This is a genomic window from Scytonema hofmannii PCC 7110 (genome assembly GCF_000346485.2).
GTDB classification, from domain to species: domain Bacteria; phylum Cyanobacteriota; class Cyanobacteriia; order Cyanobacteriales; family Nostocaceae; genus Scytonema; species Scytonema hofmannii.
In genome coordinates this window covers 10,083,104-10,099,806 of record NZ_KQ976354.1, presented here as the reverse complement: position 1 = coordinate 10,099,806, position 16,703 = coordinate 10,083,104, and the positions used below count along the sequence as shown (strand labels likewise).

The window sequence follows — 16,703 nt, the reverse complement described above, 5'->3', positions numbered from 1 at the left end:
GCTCTTGTGAGACCTAGCTCTTGTGGGACCTAGCTCTTGTGAGACCTAGCTCTTGTGGGACGGGCGTCCTCGCCCGTTTGTTCTGGAGAGGGCGGGCCTTGACGCCCACCCCACTCCATGTGGTCTATTAAACTGTTTGGCGCACGGCAAGTGTGGCCAACTAACTTTAAACGATTATAATAAATGAGCAACGGGCATAAATTATATGCCCTATGCCCTAATTCACTAGCTCAATCGAAGCGTACATTCTAAAATCAATTTTTGATTGACTTGGGAATAGGGCTGGATTTCCAAAGCAAGGCGAAATGCTCTAATAGCTTCAGAATACTGTCCCAATGCCGCGTAACACAAGCCCATACCATGAAGTGCGCCAAAATGCACGGGGTTGAGATGAACAACCATCTGACAGTCTGCTAGAGATTTTTGGTACTGACCGTTGATATAGTAAAGAAAACCACGGCGATTCCAAGCTTCTGCAAAATCTGGTTGGTCGTGAATGAGTTCTGTAAGAATTGCTTCAGCTTGAGTCATTTCTCCTGCATCCACTAACTGTTGGCTGCGTTCGATGACTTCTAGCCCGTGAATTCCCTTTTGCTGAAACCAAATCCGCCACAGTTTTTTGGTAGCCTCGTCGCGGACTGTCTCATCGGAATTTTTTAAGTCTTCAAGTAGGTAATTGATAAATAAAGAATCCATGAATTCGCGGTCAGTGATAGTAGTTTTGGATCAAATTTCGCACATTATTATCTAATTAGTCACCCTTGAAGTCACGTGAAGGATAAAGTGTAAAATAATATTTCTCTCAAGAAATTCGTATGATTCTACGAAATTATACAGAGAATAGCCGTTTTTCCCCCTTTATCTTTTATCCTTCATGCTTTTCTGTAGTCTCCAATACGATATAATGGCGGACTCCATCTTTAGAGTTATTAGCGATTGGTCAATAGTATCTCACATTTTCCTAATGAGAATGTGTTGCTAGTTGTCGATCAATCGTTGATGTCTAAGAATCGATTGCAAAAACACGAAAACTAACGACTATGCCAAAGCAAAACAGCATCTACAGGCATATTGTTCTCACTTCGCATCCCAGTCGCTTTGGTCCCAAACCAATTCCTATCAAGTGGGGAGAAGTCGATCCCATGCAACGGGGTCCGGTGGTAGCTACGCTAACTCAGCAAGCACGCCGTAACGTCATTGGTACCCATTCTGGTAGTTATGCGGTGTACAGGGCATTAGCAGTGGCAAGCGGAGCTCTTCAATCAGATCACAGGGCAGATCTCACTAACACATCTCCTGTGGAGCACATTGGACCGCATCCAAGCTGGTTTAATCCAGATAAGATTGTGTCTCTTGACCCATTTGGGGCAAATGTTGGTGATGCTTTTGCATCATACTACGAACAGGGATATGATATACGTCCAACAATTGCTATCACTAAAGCTCACATCAACATACCTGAACTACAAGAAGCAGTGGTTAATGGGCGCTTGCAAGCCGATGGCAAGATTATGAAATCCAATGGCGATTTAGTTGTGACTAAAGCAGCAATTGAGCCAGTTTGGTATTTACCGGGAATTGCCAAGCGCTTCCACATTTCAGAGGGAGAATTGCGACGCGCTTTGTTTGAACAAACTGGGGGTATGTTCCCAGAATTGGTGACGCGTTCCGATCTTGAGGTCTTTTTACCACCGATTGGAGGTGTTACTGTATATATTGTAGGGGATGTAGCAGCTATCAATGACCCCAGTAAACCCTTATCAGTTAGAGTACATGACGAATGCAATGGTTCTGATGTGTTTGGTTCAGATATTTGTACCTGTCGTCCTTATTTGGTACACGGAATAGAAGTCTGCATACAAACAGCGCAAGAAGGTGGTGCTGGTATTATTGTTTACTGTCGCAAGGAAGGACGTGCTTTGGGAGAAGTGACGAAATTCTTGGTATATAATGCTCGCAAGCGTCAAGAAGGAGGCGATCGCGCTGATGCCTACTTTAGCCGGACTGAATGTGTGGCAGGTGTTCAGGATATGCGGTTTCAAGAACTGATGACGGATGTTTTGCACTGGTTGGGTGTGACTCGTATTGACCGCTTGGTGTCAATGAGTAATATGAAATACGACGCTATCACTCAGTCAGGAATTGAGGTGGTGGAAAGAGTTCCAATTCCAGAAGAACTGATTCCTCAAGATGCGCGAGTAGAAATAGAAGCTAAAAAAGCGGCTGGATACTATACCACATCTGAGGTATTGGATGCAGATACTTTGGCATCTGTTCAAGGGCGTTCTTTGGAAAGCTAGGGACTAGGGAATAGGGAGTAGAGAGTAGGGATTAAGAATTCCCCACTCCCCACTCCCTACTCCCCACTCCCCATCATTTAGGGTGTATCGGGTAGGAAGGGAAAAATGGAGAAAAGAACCGCAGAGACGCTGAGGTCACAGAGGAAAGATGAGAGGGCGTTGGCTGCTTATTTGCGATCGCCTACTGCTATTCGAGAACGTTGCGGACAGTTATACAAACTGGCTATTGAAGGTAATTCGCGTTACTTCAATTGCGATTTGTCTCAATTGGAACGGGTGGCTGATTATACGATTGGGGTCATGCGGGAGGAATATCCGGATTTAGGAATTCCTTTTCACAGCCGTTGGCGACATTTTGAAACTGGGGGCGTACCTCGTCTGTCAATTTTGGATGAGAGGTTAGCAGGGCTAACGCCTTTAGACAAAGCTATTGCTAAGTTTGATTTGGTTATTATCAGTGTTTTACTGGATGCAGGAGCCGGAGAAAGTTGGTATTATAATGAGCCGGAAACTCAACTGCGTTTTCAGCGTTCTGAAGGGTTAGCAGTTGCTAGTTTTCAAATGTTTTGTACGGGAACTTTTGTTCGCTGTCGTCACACAACGCCTTTACAAGTGAATGCCGATAGGTTGCAGACATTAACTGAAGGGGAATTAGCACAAGGGTTTGGTGTTAGTGCAGAAAATCCCCTAGTGGGAATTACTGGGCGTTTGAAGTTATTGCAAAAATTAGGTCGTTCCCTTGTCTCTTCACCCAATATTTTTGGAGAACAAAGTCCCCGTCCGGGTAATCTGGTAAGATATTTAATGACAAAATCTTGTAATAATCAGTTAGAAGCGGCAACAGTATTGGGTGCAGTTCTGGAAGGATTGAGTGATATTTGGTCTGGACGAATAGAAGTTGCTGGAATCAATTTGGGGGATGTCTGGTTTCACCCAGATGTCGTTGATGATGGTTTAGTGCCATTTCACAAACTGTCCCAATGGTTAACCTATTCCTTGTTAGAACCTTTAGAGGAACTGGGTTTAGAAATAACTGGCTTAGATGCCCTCACTGGATTAGCAGAATATCGCAATGGAGGTTTATTCCTTGACTTAGGGCTGATAAACGTTAAAAACCAAGATATTTTGCTCAAACCTTACCCAGTTTCTTCGGAAGCGATCGTAGAATGGCGTGCTCTGACTGTGATACTTTTAGACTGCATTGCTGCCACGATTCGCGAAAAGTTGGGCATGAATGCTGAAGAATTGCCATTAGTGAAAATTTTGCAAGGTGGAACTTGGACAGCAGGGCGAAGAATCGCTGCCGAACTCCGGAAGGGTGCTACTCCTCCTATCCAAATAGAAAGTGATGGCACGGTATTTTAACAGTGACCAGTGACCAGTGACCAGTGACCAGTGACCAGTGACCAATGCCCATTCCCCATTCCCCACTCCCCACTCCCTAATATGCACAATCAAGTCACAATAATTAATCATCCATTAATCCAGCACAAACTTACGTTAATGCGTAAAGCTGAAACGAGTACGGCAAAATTTCGATCCCTTCTGAAAGAAATTAGCCTGTTGTTAGCTTATGAAGTCACTCGCGATTTTCCGTTAAAGGACGAATTCATTAAAACACCTCTAGGACCAATGAATGCACCAGTCCTTGCGCCGGAAAAAAAACTGGTGATTGTTTCTATCCAACGGGCAGGTCAGGGAATTTTAGATGGAATGTTAGAACTGATGCCTACTGCAAGAGTGGGGCATATCGGGTTGTATCGTGACCCCAAGACCTTAGTTCCTATTGAGTACTATTTCAAGGTTCCTCAAGATGTGGATAAGCGAGATGTGTTGATCGTCGATCCGATGCTTGCTACTGGCAATACAGCAGTGGCAGCTGTTGAACGCCTGAAATCAACTAATCCATTGTCTATTAAGTTTATTTGCATACTTGCTGCACCGGAAGGTCTGGAACATTTTACTGCGTTTCATCCAGATGTACCTATTTATACTGTAGCTGTAGATGAATATCTGGATGAGCACGGGTACATCATACCGGGCTTGGGAGATGCGGGAGATAGGTTATTTGGTACGAAGTAACAGGGCTAATTGCTAATTGCTAATTGCTAATTGCTAATTGTTCAAACTCCATTAACCATTAGCAATTAGCAATTCTAGTAAAATTACGACTACCTGAAATCAATAAAAACAGCTACTCTATATAATATTTAAGCAGCTGCAAGACACGAAGGCTGCTGTGTTAGGGGAAGCGAAAGGATGAGAGACTGGATCAAAAGAACGGGAATCTGTATCTTGTTATTATGCAGCCTATTGTTAGGGGGGAACTATGCAGGGGCTAACCAACTTTCTGGTGTTTATGTACAGCAATTGAATACAATACCAAGTTTTGAGAACTTTGCTAATACTGACAATACGTTGAAAGAGGTCAAAAGGGAAGATTTTCGACAATATCGCGAGATAATTAAGAACGCAGAAAAGATAGAGGGTCTCTTTACGCTGTATCGCCATCTAGAGTCCAATCGAACATACTTGGAAATTAAAGCGGAACAGCTAGATAAAAACTTCTTAGGTATAGTCACACTGGAATCAGGCATTGGAGAAAGTGGTATTTACAGTGGGTTGCCTTTACAGGATTTTCTCTTTTACTTCCGTCACATAAACAACAATTTACATTTTGTTATTCGGAATGTTAAATTCCGTACACAATCAAATAAACCAGAACTGCGATCGCTTGCTCGTTCTTTTAGCGATTCAGTTCTTTCCGCGCTTCAAATAGTTTGTATCGACCCATACAGTAAAAATATTCTTGTTAGTCTAAATGACCTCCTCATGCAGGATTTTCCTGGCTTAACTTCTTTACTGAAATATTCTTTGCAAGCAGATTACCATTTGGAAGAAAACAGGTCTTATTTTGGCAATATTAATAGCTTTCCTGAGAACGTAGAGATTGATTCTATTTATGGTTTTTCATCGCCAGAAGGAGCATATTTAGTTACCGTACCTGATAGTAGAGCACTGACTTTGAAAGTGCATTATAGTTTTTCGCAATTACCTGAAAATAATGGCTATGTTCCCAGACTCGCTGATGATAGAGTTGGGTACTTTATCACGGCTTTCCAAGATTTCTCTAAAAATCAAGGGAAAGAGCCGTTTGTACGTTACATCAACCGTTGGTATCTTGAGCCATCCGACAGTAGCGCTCAAATCTCGCCACCGAAAAAGCCAATTGTGTTTTGGATTGAAAATGCAGTGCCTTTGGAGTATCGCGATTCTATCGCCGAAGGCATTTTAATGTGGAACAAAGCTTTTTCAAAAGCTGGATTCCAAGATGCTCTTGAAGTACGGCAAATGCCGGATGATGCTGAGTGGCATCCTGCTGATGTACGCTACAACACCATTCGCTGGTTTAATTCCTTAGATGCAGGTTTTGCTAGAGGACCAGCGCGCGTTAATCCATTTACTGGCGAAATATTGGACGCAGATATCATTGTCGATGCAAGTATGGTACGTTCAATTCAGCAAGAATATCGTGCCTTGATGGCAGCAAATTCATCGCTTGTTGATGGTTATATTTCTCAACCTGAAGATTTTGCTTGCCACAAACCGCGCCAAAATCATTTCGCAAAGATGCAACACCCTTCTCAACACAACATTACTAAAGGTTTGGATGACTTCTGCTACGGAATGGAGTCTTCTTTTCAAGCATCTATGGGGGCGCTAGCACTGTCACTTGTACAAAATACAGTTCCGAGTAACGACCAAATGCAAAACTACGTGCATCAATATGTACGTTCGCTCATTGCTCATGAGGTTGGTCACACTCTTGGTTTGCGCCACAACTTTCACGGCAGCACAATGTTATCTCCTCAAGAATTAAATAACACTGAAGTGACTCATACTAAAGGTTTGGTTGGTTCGGTGATGGATTACCTGCCCGTAAACATAGCACCTCAAGGAACAGAACAAGGTGATTATTTTCCGGCAGTTATTGGTCCTTATGATGAATGGGCAATTGAATATGGTTACAAAAAATACCTAGATTTCACTTCTGAAGCAATCACTCCTTTTGCTGAAAAAGCTTTTTTGGAGCAAATTGCTGTGGCGTCGCCTCAACCAGAATTATCTTATGCAACTGATGAAGATATTTGGGATATCAATCCTCTGGCAAATGTCTGGGACATGAGTAATGATGTATTGCTTTATTCTCAATGGCAAATGGATAATGCTCGTGTGATGTTGCAGCGTTTGGATCGGCGTTACCCGTTACAAGGAGAGAGTTACAGTGACTTGCGCGTATTGTTTAATAAGGTACTCAAGTACTATTTCCGAAATGCTACTTTGCTAACTCAATACATTGGTGGACAATCTTTTAGGCGTCACCATGCAAGTGATAATAATATTCAATGGACGTTTGTACCAGTTACTTTGGAAAAACAGCGTCAAGTATTGACAAAATTACAAAAATATGTATTTGCAGGGGATGCTTTCAACTTCTCACCGCAACTCCTCAATCAGCTTGCGCCATCACGGTGGCAACACTGGGGACACCCCATCCCTGTCTCGCGTCTTGATTATCCAATTCACGAAAGGATTTTGCATTTTCAAAGTGGAGTCTTGCGATCGCTCTTAGATGGCGAACGTCTGAATCGGTTACGGGATATCGAATTGAAAACTCCGCCTGGGCAAGTGTTGACTATACCGGAACTGTTCGATATTCTGCAAAATAGCATTTGGACAGAAGTGTTAAATGAACGGGAAGCGAAACCCATTTCTAGCATTCGCCGTTCCTTACAACGAGAACATCTCAATGTATTGCTGGCAATGGTATTGCGAACTGCTGATGTCCCTGAAGATGGTCGTACAATCGCTTGGTATAAATTGCGTCAACTGCAAAAAGCTGTTGACGCTGGTTTAAAGCAACAAGGTGAAAAGCTTGATATTTACACCTTGGCTCATTTAGAGGAAACTTGCGATCGCATTTATAAAGCGCTAAATGCAAGATTGCTGTCTTATTAGACGTTGCCTTAGTTTTCGGCGCGATCGCAATTTTGTTCAAGTCTGAAACACCAATTCTGTCCTCATGAATTTGAACACTTAGATCGTGCAGGAGCGAACGGACAGTAGAAAGTCGGCGGGAAACTCCGATCCGTGGGTGGAGTTTTCGATCAGATTGCCACATCAGACTCAATTAACTTGAAGTCCCAAGGTTTCAAAGCCGCAATCACTGTTTCTTTATCTACACCTTCATAAGCCTCCCATTCTGACTGGCGATCTTTAGGATGTCCGTCGCCGACATGACCTGCAACTTTGATCACCGGAAAGCCAGCCAAGCGATGGCGCTCCATCCCGAATGGAAGTGCTAGTTGGATTTTGTGACCTACAAACTTCGATGTACTTGAATTAGCTACAGATTCACGAATTAAACAGATATCACCAGCAGTCCCCCAAGTCGTTGGGTAGATGTAGAGGAATGATATATAGGTTTCTGGCTTGATGGCTCTTTTTAGAACTTTCATTATTTGTAACCCTTACACGTTTGATAAAGAAATCCTATGAGTATTTTCTATCACTGGCTGCAATCACTTCCATTTGCAAGCTCCTTAAATTATATCCGATCGCGAAGCGCAAGCCGTACCCGGCTTATCGCAAGACATCAGAAAATCCCCAATATTGCTGATGATTGGGAAGATGAAGATGCTATGTGGGAACAGTACGTTTGCGATAAGCGCTCTTTCGGCTTGCGCCGAAGCGATCGCTACACCAGATTCATGTTATCTCTTTAGGGATTTCCAAATCAAAAAATATTCAACTTTCTCTTGTGGTGCGGTGCTCACAACCCGCCATTGATATAGAACAGGCGAGGACGCCATTACCACAATCACCGGATAATTTATTTCTTGAACATCCCTTAAAAAAGAAGACATAAAAGCAGCAACATTAAGATCAAATAATAACCAATTTCGTTTACACTACTTAATGAAGTTACCTATGGAGTTTAGTTCCGATATGGCAGACATAGTAGATACTGCAGTGAATGCGGGTTCTTTCAACACCTTAGTGGCTGTGACTGTCATGTGACTAGAGTGAAAGGCCAAGCTAAAGCTTCCAAAAAACAACCAGTTGTTAAGACGGCTTTTGCAACCCATACTATGGGAAAATTAGTGTATTCGTCGAGTTCCTGAAACTGCTGCTTGAGTGCAGTCCAGTGAATCCAGACTCCCGCAAGGTAAGAAACCAGTGCTACTAATAGCCAGATAGACATAAAACTTTCTCTCCGTTATTTTTAAGAATAATTTATGTTCATCATTGTTACCTACCTACTGGGCTAGTGGGTTTACGTAAAGGTATGAAAAAGTCAGGAAATTTCTTGAATGCGGGCGGGGACGCCCGTACCACAAGAGCATAGTGTGGTTCATTTATTTGAAAACTGCTGTAATTTAAGGATCGGGCGATGAGTGGGTAGATGTAATTTCGCGACGTTCGCTTAAAAACGCTAACATCTCTTCGTAAAATGGTAAGCCTCGTCCCCGGCTTTCCCGAGCAGTTGATAAGATGTGCAGCATTTCAATCAACGATTGTTGAGCCGCATCCAGAAGCAATGCCAAGAACGGGGAAGGGTTGTTCTGTTGTTGACTCTCCACAACCGCATCAATATAAGCTTTACGCACTTGATTGGAAATTACCACGATTGGATAGCCAGCTCTTAATAACAGCAAATTCATCAATAATCTTCCCGTGCGTCCATTCCCATCCCGAAATGGATGAATCGAAACAAATCGCAAATGAGCTTCTGCTGCAAATTCTATTGGGTGCCGATCTGTAGTTTCTGACGAATTCAACCAAGTGACAAACTCACTCATTAAATCACTGAGTAAATAGTTTGGTGGATAAACATACTCAGTTCCAGCCGCTTTGACATCAAGTTGACGATAGCGCCCCGCTTCTTCAGGAGAAATTGCTCGCAGAATCAAGTTATGAATCTGTTTGATTTGCCATTCTCCAATAAGAGTTGAGTTTTGGGCAAGTTGTTCTATATAGTCGATCGCATCTTTATGCCCAATGACTTCTAAATGTTCGCGTAGTGTTTTCCCACCAATTGTGATTCCGGTTTCTAGCACCAAAGCCGTTTCACTTTGCGTCAAAGTGTTGCCTTCAATTGCGTTTGAGTTATAGGTGAAGCGCACATCGTAGAGTTTCTTGAGTTCTGCAACCACTGTTGTCGGGAGTGGACGAAAGCTATCCAACCAAGCTTTGAGTCGATTCACCTGCTGAAATTTATCTGCAAGGGTCATATTTGGCAAAAGTGATAATCGATTTTGAATCTCTTGTGCCACATCAGGAAGGCGATGTTGAGTCAGCATTTGAATAAAGCTATCGTAGCATTGACCAGCAATTTCAGTCAATGCGGTAGGAGACGCGCTTGAAGATGATACTGAATTTACAGTCGTAAAATATCGCTTGTTCAACGTCGAGTCCTCAGAGTCCAAACTTGCCCGGTTCATATCATCTTAGACTGGAACTGATACAGGCGGTATTGATGGTGGCATCCTGTTTGCCCACCTATAAAGGCTTTATGATTGCGGAACCATAAACTCTATTTCACCGTCCCAAAGTAAACAATCTTGATGATACATTAAGGCTACTTTCTGTGCTTGAGAGAATAGTACCAAATATCAGACGGGGCTACAAATGATTCCTTAACTTACCTTTTTCAAAAGGTAGGAGTTAAATCTGCTGAAAAGTTTAAGAAATTGGTATTACCTACCAGTAGAAAAAAAATCAAGAAACTTTTCCGGAATTTTACCGACTTACTTTGTATCCTCCATAAGTAATCGATAGTAGAAACCGAGATTAAAACGACAGGATAGTTGATGCAAATACAGCTATTCAACAAAAACAAATCACTATTCTCATCATTATTCTCAAACTCACAATAAAGGAGACAAATCACAATGGAAACTCGTAACCAAAATTTTAAATTTGGCGTATCTTCTCTTAAAAAAAGTGCAGCAGTCGTTGGCATACTGTTTGTAACAACATTAAGCTCAGCATTTGCAGCTGGTATGGCTCCAGCTCAAGCGGGTCATGAATATAACGATGGCTATCCTAGCCACCATTCTAGAGGTACTGGTGGCCGTCGTGCTCCTGTTCGCACAGTGCAGGTGACTGCACCTATTGGAGTGGTTATCCGTTCCGGTCCGGGTTCTGATTATGAAAGAATCGGTAGTGTTCCTCACGGACATTACATCAGAGTTAGCTATTCCTCTGGGAGCTGGACAAAGCTTGTTGGTGGTCCCGGTTGGGTTCATTCTGACTACCTTAGCATTGGCGGTCGTCGCGATCGTGTTTACACGGTACGGGTGAATGCACCTGTTGGAGTAGTTATCCGTTCTGGTCCGGGGTCTAATTATGAAAGAATCGGCAGCATACGTCATGGACAGTATGTTAGGGTGAGCTATTCTTCTGGGGACTGGGTCAAGCTTGTTGGTAGTCGCGGTTGGGTGCATGCTGATTACCTTGACTAGACACTTGATCAGGTTTTTTAGGAAATAAATTACCCCTGGAATGTGGGACGGGCGTCCCCGCCCGTCCTGTATAAGTGCTGAAGGGGACGCCCGCACCACAAGAAATTTCCTAACTCCCTTGTGATGTATAAAATTTGTTACTGGTAATATTCCTAATTTTCCCCACGATCTCGTTATAGTTAAGGTCAGATAAAACGGGTTCTGCTCCTTGTCGCGATATGGCTTCCACCAAATCGATCCATGATTTACAACCCCCATATTCCTTGCGGTATGGAATTTCCCGCTCTTGGGGTAGTTTGTAAGTCCTTAAGAGGAGAACATACAACGGCTGATGGTGTTTCCATTTGAGGCGATCGCTAATAAAAGACTCGCTCCAAATATGGAATGCTTCTAAAGCTTTTACAATTGATTCATCACTGACTTGAAAGATATCGGTAATTTCAGCCCAACTGCCAATACGTACTGTTTCTGGATGCCAACCTGATGTAACAGGAACAACCAAATTGGCATAGTCCGGTTTTAATAAGAAAGACTGTTGATGCTCGTAAGTGGGGTAGAGCAAAATTTGCTCGTGGGTTACTTGAAAACGCCCACCTTGTTCGTGGATACCCCCTTTCCGTAGAAGCATAATTGTTTTACCGCTTTCCAAGGCATTGATAGCAATAGCCCATTCTTTAAGTGCATTATAAGTGAGAGTCAAGTCTTGCATATACAACTACATTTAACGCTGAATTTAATGCATAGATAAAGCATAACCTGATGAAATAGCATCTGCAATTAGTTAGAAGTATTTTACTCAAATTCATAGAAAGTTTTTTATTCAGTCTCATATTTTAGTAGAACATTAGACCATGCTTTAGATAGACGAGTTTGTTAAGTCACAGAGTTAACTTATAAAAGTAAATATCAATATCTCAATGCAAAACTTTTCACTGAAGTTTCTAAAAACTTCAGTTTAATGTATTCCGAGAATTTGTTTCAGATTCAGTACCAAAGATTTGCTGAAAGTTTTTTATGTATGTAAGGAGACTCCAATGAACGAAAACAACGAAAAAAAATTCTTCCAAGTATTAACTAGTACTGTAGGCATTATTGGTGCTAGCTTTTTACTGAGTCTACCAGCTTTTGCAATATCTAATTCTAGCTCTCGTAGCGTCAAAGTGAGTGAAGCTCCTGTAGATACATTATATAGTCAAAGCCAAGTACCTGAACCTACAGGTGGTAATACAATGGAGCGGATGCGACAAGGTGAAAATTTAAACAACAGAAACATTAACAACCAACGCCCTCAAAGCGGTAGCGATACTGGAACATCAGAGTATCGCAATAACACTACTAACCAAAACCAACGTCCTCAAAGCGGTAGCGATACTGGAACATCAGAATATCGCAATAACACCACTAATCAAGACCAACGCTATCAAGGCGGTAGCGATACTGGAACATCGGAATATCGCAATAACACCATTAACCAAGACCAACGCTATCAAGGCGGTAGCAATACTGATAGACAAAACTCTCAATACAACACTCCCTCTGGAACACAGCAAAATATCGATAACAGTAATTCAACAGAAGGACAAAATACTAATGGTGGTGTAAGAGCACTTTGGTAATTTCTTTAGGTATTGAACAACCTATCTCACCCTAAGTTAGTTAGATTCCCGACTTCTTAAAGAAGTTGGGAATCTTGTGAAGAATAAACGATAAAATTTTTCATCCTTTATCCTTGATCCTTTTTTCTTTGCTCAAATGTTCAAGCAATTATTCAATATATTTTTCTTACTTTGTGTAGTTTGTGTATACTCAAGTTCTCAAGTTGCACTAGCTGCTGAGGATGAGAGTCAAGATTCATTACAAAACTCGGTCACTAAACCAATTGATACTCAAATCAATAATTTAATAACTTTGCCTCTTCACTTAAAAATAAGTCTTCGCCAACGTCAAGTCTCAATTTATCAAGGAAAAAATTTAATGAAAAGTTACCCAATTGCTGTAGGGCGGCGAGGTTGGGAAACTCCTGTTGGTAGTTTCCGAGTTCGTGATATGTTGGTTAATCCAACTTGGATTCATCCTAAGACGGGTAAAGCTATTCCAGGAGGAGATGCAAAAAATCCTCTCGGTAACTACTGGATTGGATTTTGGACAAACGGTAAAGATTGGGTCGGCTTTCACGGAACTCCAAATCCTGAGTCCGTGGGTACTGCGGCTTCACATGGTTGTATTCGGATGTACAACCAAGATGTTGAGGAATTATTCAAGTTGGTGAAAGTTGGAACACCTGTGACCGTTGAACGCTAAATTACGGTTATTTTACTGTAATTTAGTATAAAATATATCTAAAATTTAAGTAATACCAAATCAAAAAATGTTTGCGACAGATAGTGCTCAAGAATTGCAAGAAATTGATACCATAGGACGTATTGTGACCGATCCTTTGGATAAAAATCCAGTTATGTGGGACTGGTAATTTTGCGAAATTCAACAACTTGTAAACTTCGCTTAACAAATGCTTGCGGAGTCAAAATAGGGTGATATCTTAATAGATAAGACACCAAAAGGAAACATAAATGAAGCGGGCAATTGACAAGGTGTCTCCGGTCATAAGCCCAAGCAAATTATCAGCATACTGATGATGCTAAGTGGCAACCGCCAAAAGCAACAGGCGACGCCAAATCCCAAAGCGGAAAAACGAAGAAATGCTGAGTTTGTTGAACGTTCTGTCCACCCTAGTTGTTGAATATCTAAAAAAACAATTTGATTAGTTGCAAGTTTTAGAAACCTGGTCCCTTTGACCAGGTTATCGCGTTTTTATGTAGCTACAGGATTACACAAAACCCAATCACGCAACAAGGAATTGACTTGACTTGGTACTTCGTCATGAGGACAATGACCGGCATTTAGAAAATGTTCTGTCAGTTCGGGGTAATATTGTCGAAACTTTTTAGAACGTTCTCTTGCATGAACCCAAGGATCTGCTTCTCCCCATAGCATTAAGAGAGGACAAGTTAACTGTTTTAACAGCACATCAACTTTTTCTCCTTGAGGGGTACTGAATACAGATAAAAACACATCAAAAGCACCTGTATCGCAAGCAGGACGATAAATTTCTTCGACTAATTGGTCTGTAATTGCAGTTTTATCAAGATAAACTTTCTCCAAGATCTGACGAATAACCCATTTTTGTTTGATGTACTGGAACAAAAAAAACTGAGCTAAAGGTTGTTGAAAGAACCACTTAACAACTTCACCTAGCAGTTTTTGCAATTGTTCGTTGACTTTAGGAGGTTCAATTTGAGTTTGTAACGCTTCTGGTTCCGGTGAAGGTTGATTTTCGCTAAATGGACCAGCACTATTGAGTAATACCAAACCTGCTGCTGCATCGGGACACTGAGCTGCTACACACAAACTTGCGTAACCACCAAGGGAATTTCCCGCCAACACTGCTTTTTGACCAATGATTTCAGTTATAAAGTCATGGAGTTGGTCGCGCCAGAGATTGCCACTATACACCAGTTTAGGTTTAGCTGAACGTCCAAACCCTAAAAGGTCTATTGCAAAAACTTCAAAATCGTCACACAGCCCCGTTATGTTTTTACGCCAATGGTCTGTAGACGCACCAAATCCATGTACCAGGAGTATAGCAGGACGTTGAGGGTGCTTTTCTCCTGCTTTTACGTAGTAAATGTTGTGTCCTCTCCATCGCCAAAATTGTCCGGGTATTGGAGTGGAAGAGGGGGCTGTTGTTACCTGCATAATGAGAAAAATGTTATTTTATGTAACTTTATTAATTTTAATAGAATCTTTTAGGTTGTTTGTGCTTTGTCATTAGTCCTTATCAGAGAATAATGACTAATGACCACTAACCACTAACCAACCCAATGATTACAGGCAAAACCAAGCTACTTGGAATAATTGGGCATCCCATAGAGCATTCACTATCTCCGGTAATGCAAAATGCAGCTATTGCCCATATGGAATTAGATTATGTCTACATACCCTTTCCGGTAGAACCGCACAATTTAAAAGTAGCTCTTCAAGCCTTTGCTTCCATTGGAGTTGTTGGCTTTAACGCGACTATTCCACATAAAGAGACTATATTACCTCTGCTATCAGAAATTTCATCAATTGCCGAAGCAGTGGGAGCAGTTAACACTGTAAGTCGTAAAGATCACAAATGGATAGGAACCAACACTGATGTAGAAGGGTTTCTTGCTCCTTTAGAAACAACATATAACCGAGATTGGCATCAGACAGTAGCAGTTGTTTTAGGCAATGGTGGTGCAGCAAGAGCAGTGGTCGCAGGTTGTGCCAAACTAGGTTGTGCTGAAATTTATGTGGTTGGTCGCAATGCTCAGAAGTTAAATGAATTCCGTAACAGTTGGAGCAATTCTCCAATTGCTGTAAATCTACAAGTCAGTGAATGGAGTTCCTTATCGAAGCTTCTTCCACAAGCAAACTTACTGGTGAATACAACCCCTATTGGAATGTATCCTAAGGCAGAAGAATCGCCACTTGATACAGAAGAAATGATGCATCTACCAGAGGATGCGATCGCATACGATTTAATATACAAGCCCAAACCGACCAAATTTCTGCAACAAGCGCAACAAGCAGGTATCACAACCATTGATGGATTAGAGATGTTAGTCCAACAAGGTGCAGCTGCATTAAAAATCTGGTTACAGCCTGAATCTGTTCCTGTAGATGTAATGCGCCAATCTTTATTTCGACAACTTGGTTTTCAGGATTAAAAGTAGAGCATTAGTTGAGAATAAGATAATGACAGAAGATTCTAGCAAAATCATTGGTTTTCATGCTCATGTTTACTTCGATACTGCCAGTTATGATGCAACTTCACGGGTACGTGAAGGACTGGATTTTGACTTTTGACTTTTAACGAACGCGAAGCGGCACTAGTATGATATGATGCGCGGAGTCCAGAGCTAAATTTTTCTATTGAACTAATAAATTTTTTTTAACTGTTGTTTTTTTCCCAATCTGGACATACATCCTTTTCTACACCATAAGGATACATGGCACAAACAAAAGGTACGCCATTATAGACAGTACCATGGTAGTGCTTACATCCTTCACAAGCTCTTGGAGTTGCGATCGCATTCGTAAAAACTGAAGAGCTATATATTTCTGACTCTGCCTTTTCCTGACGAGGTTTTCGAGAATTTCCAATAAAAATTATTCCTGACACTATTGAAACTCCGCCAACTCCGATAGCTTTTCTAAGTAAACGTTCATGGGGTTTTAGCGTTTTTTCCATTTCAATAGCGATTCTTTCAGTGGCTCCTGTTAGGAGACATATTTGTCCAACCATGAACCCTAAAATCCCTAAAATCCCTACAATCCCTACTATTCTTGCGGGTTGTTCTAGAGTTTTGATGACTTTTAATTGACTGTATTTCATAAAATATTCACCGTATTTACTCCTTCTATGCTTGTAGAAGGACTAGACATTGGTTTTATGAAACACCCTGATAAGCAAAATTTTTTCGTTATCTCAATTTTTTGTCCGATAGTGTTCGAAACTTACTTAGAGTAGTTTATTTTTTGGCAGTCTCTAAGCGTCATGAATTTGAATAGTTTCACCGTTGGCATGAGTAATACTAAAGGCATTGAACTCATTGTCGTCATAGTGCGCTTTTTGTGCTCCTACCTCAAAAGGAATTAGCAACGCAACTAAAGCAGTTAGGACGATGCTGGGTGTAGGATCGAAATTCATTTGTTAAGACCTCCAATCTGATGTGTAACTCAGACTTATGTTCAGATTACCAAATAAAAGTAACAAGAAAGTAACAGTACGGTCTTCAACCAGGGAATTCTTTCACTACCGCACTCCGCACCCGAAACAATGGGTAGC

Annotated in this window: 17 protein-coding genes; 9 read left to right on the top strand and 8 right to left on the bottom strand. The window is 41.5% G+C overall.

Annotated features, from left to right (window positions below):
• Positions 1-225: 225 nt before the first annotated feature.
• Positions 226-696: a tetratricopeptide repeat protein gene (locus WA1_RS42635; RefSeq protein ID WP_017749686.1), complete on the bottom strand. Its 471-nt coding sequence runs from the start codon at positions 694-696 to the stop codon at positions 226-228.
• A 344-nt stretch (positions 697-1,040) separates the two neighbouring features.
• Here WA1_RS42635 and WA1_RS42630 point away from each other — a divergent pair, with 344 nt between their 5' ends.
• From WA1_RS42630 to WA1_RS42615, 4 genes are all read left to right on the top strand, one after another.
• The gene (locus WA1_RS42630) at positions 1,041-2,300 is read left to right on the top strand and encodes a GTP cyclohydrolase II (RefSeq protein ID WP_017749687.1); all 1,260 of its coding nucleotides are present in this window, start codon (positions 1,041-1,043) and stop codon (positions 2,298-2,300) included.
• A gap of 105 nt (positions 2,301-2,405) precedes the next feature.
• Positions 2,406-3,665 (top strand): URC4/urg3 family protein, encoded by a 1,260-nt coding sequence (locus WA1_RS42625; RefSeq protein WP_017749688.1) that lies wholly within the window; start codon positions 2,406-2,408, stop codon positions 3,663-3,665.
• An 81-nt stretch (positions 3,666-3,746) separates the two neighbouring features.
• Positions 3,747-4,382, top strand: a complete 636-nt coding sequence (upp, locus tag WA1_RS42620; protein ID WP_026135342.1) for a uracil phosphoribosyltransferase — start codon at positions 3,747-3,749, stop codon at positions 4,380-4,382.
• Positions 4,383-4,559: 177 nt separating this feature from the next.
• On the top strand, positions 4,560-7,319 hold the full coding sequence (locus WA1_RS42615; RefSeq protein ID WP_017749690.1) for a zinc-dependent metalloprotease: 2,760 nt from the start codon (positions 4,560-4,562) through the stop codon (positions 7,317-7,319).
• 149 nt (positions 7,320-7,468) lie between these two features.
• Here the strand turns inward: WA1_RS42615 and WA1_RS42610 are convergent, their stop codons facing one another.
• Positions 7,469-7,819 carry a hypothetical protein gene (locus WA1_RS42610; RefSeq protein WP_017749691.1) on the bottom strand — a complete coding sequence of 117 codons (351 nt, stop codon included), beginning with the start codon at positions 7,817-7,819 and terminating at the stop codon, positions 7,469-7,471.
• Between the two features lie 36 nt (positions 7,820-7,855).
• Here WA1_RS42610 and WA1_RS42605 point away from each other — a divergent pair, with 36 nt between their 5' ends.
• Complete coding sequence (locus tag WA1_RS42605) at positions 7,856-8,086, top strand: hypothetical protein (RefSeq protein WP_017749692.1); 231 nt, start codon at positions 7,856-7,858, stop codon at positions 8,084-8,086.
• Between the two features lie 287 nt (positions 8,087-8,373).
• Here WA1_RS42605 and WA1_RS42600 read toward each other — a convergent pair whose 3' ends face one another.
• Positions 8,374-8,565: a hypothetical protein gene (locus tag WA1_RS42600; protein WP_017749693.1), complete on the bottom strand. Its 192-nt coding sequence runs from the start codon at positions 8,563-8,565 to the stop codon at positions 8,374-8,376.
• A 175-nt stretch (positions 8,566-8,740) separates the two neighbouring features.
• Entirely contained in the window at positions 8,741-9,769 is a 1,029-nt protein-coding gene (locus WA1_RS42595) for a Fic family protein (protein ID WP_272819347.1), read from the bottom strand.
• 486 nt (positions 9,770-10,255) lie between these two features.
• Here WA1_RS42595 and WA1_RS60890 point away from each other — a divergent pair, with 486 nt between their 5' ends.
• Entirely contained in the window at positions 10,256-10,828 is a 573-nt protein-coding gene (locus WA1_RS60890) for an SH3 domain-containing protein (protein WP_017749695.1), read from the top strand.
• A gap of 109 nt (positions 10,829-10,937) precedes the next feature.
• Here the strand turns inward: WA1_RS60890 and WA1_RS42585 are convergent, their stop codons facing one another.
• The gene (locus WA1_RS42585; protein WP_017749696.1) at positions 10,938-11,537 is read right to left on the bottom strand and encodes a DUF1802 family protein; all 600 of its coding nucleotides are present in this window, start codon (positions 11,535-11,537) and stop codon (positions 10,938-10,940) included.
• Positions 11,538-11,862: 325 nt separating this feature from the next.
• On the opposite strand from WA1_RS42585, the gene WA1_RS42580 reads away from it, so the two are divergent.
• Both WA1_RS42580 and WA1_RS42575 read left to right on the top strand, forming a co-directional pair.
• Positions 11,863-12,444 (top strand): hypothetical protein, encoded by a 582-nt coding sequence (locus tag WA1_RS42580; protein ID WP_017749697.1) that lies wholly within the window; start codon positions 11,863-11,865, stop codon positions 12,442-12,444.
• A 136-nt stretch (positions 12,445-12,580) separates the two neighbouring features.
• Positions 12,581-13,129: a L,D-transpeptidase gene (locus WA1_RS42575; RefSeq protein WP_017749698.1), complete on the top strand. Its 549-nt coding sequence runs from the start codon at positions 12,581-12,583 to the stop codon at positions 13,127-13,129.
• A gap of 510 nt (positions 13,130-13,639) precedes the next feature.
• Here WA1_RS42575 and WA1_RS42570 read toward each other — a convergent pair.
• Positions 13,640-14,584 (bottom strand): alpha/beta fold hydrolase, encoded by a 945-nt coding sequence (locus tag WA1_RS42570; protein WP_017749700.1) that lies wholly within the window; start codon positions 14,582-14,584, stop codon positions 13,640-13,642.
• Between the two features lie 125 nt (positions 14,585-14,709).
• Here WA1_RS42570 and WA1_RS42565 point away from each other — a divergent pair, with 125 nt between their 5' ends.
• Positions 14,710-15,582 carry a shikimate dehydrogenase gene (locus WA1_RS42565; RefSeq protein ID WP_017749701.1) on the top strand — a complete coding sequence of 291 codons (873 nt, stop codon included), beginning with the start codon at positions 14,710-14,712 and terminating at the stop codon, positions 15,580-15,582.
• 224 nt (positions 15,583-15,806) lie between these two features.
• Here WA1_RS42565 and WA1_RS42560 read toward each other — a convergent pair whose 3' ends face one another.
• Together WA1_RS42560 and WA1_RS57740 are read right to left on the bottom strand one after the other, a co-directional pair.
• A complete protein-coding gene (locus WA1_RS42560; RefSeq protein WP_017749703.1) occupies positions 15,807-16,250 on the bottom strand; it encodes a hypothetical protein in 444 nt (147 codons plus the stop codon).
• A 153-nt stretch (positions 16,251-16,403) separates the two neighbouring features.
• Complete coding sequence (locus WA1_RS57740; RefSeq protein WP_017749704.1) at positions 16,404-16,565, bottom strand: hypothetical protein; 162 nt, start codon at positions 16,563-16,565, stop codon at positions 16,404-16,406.
• Positions 16,566-16,703 lie beyond the last annotated feature (138 nt).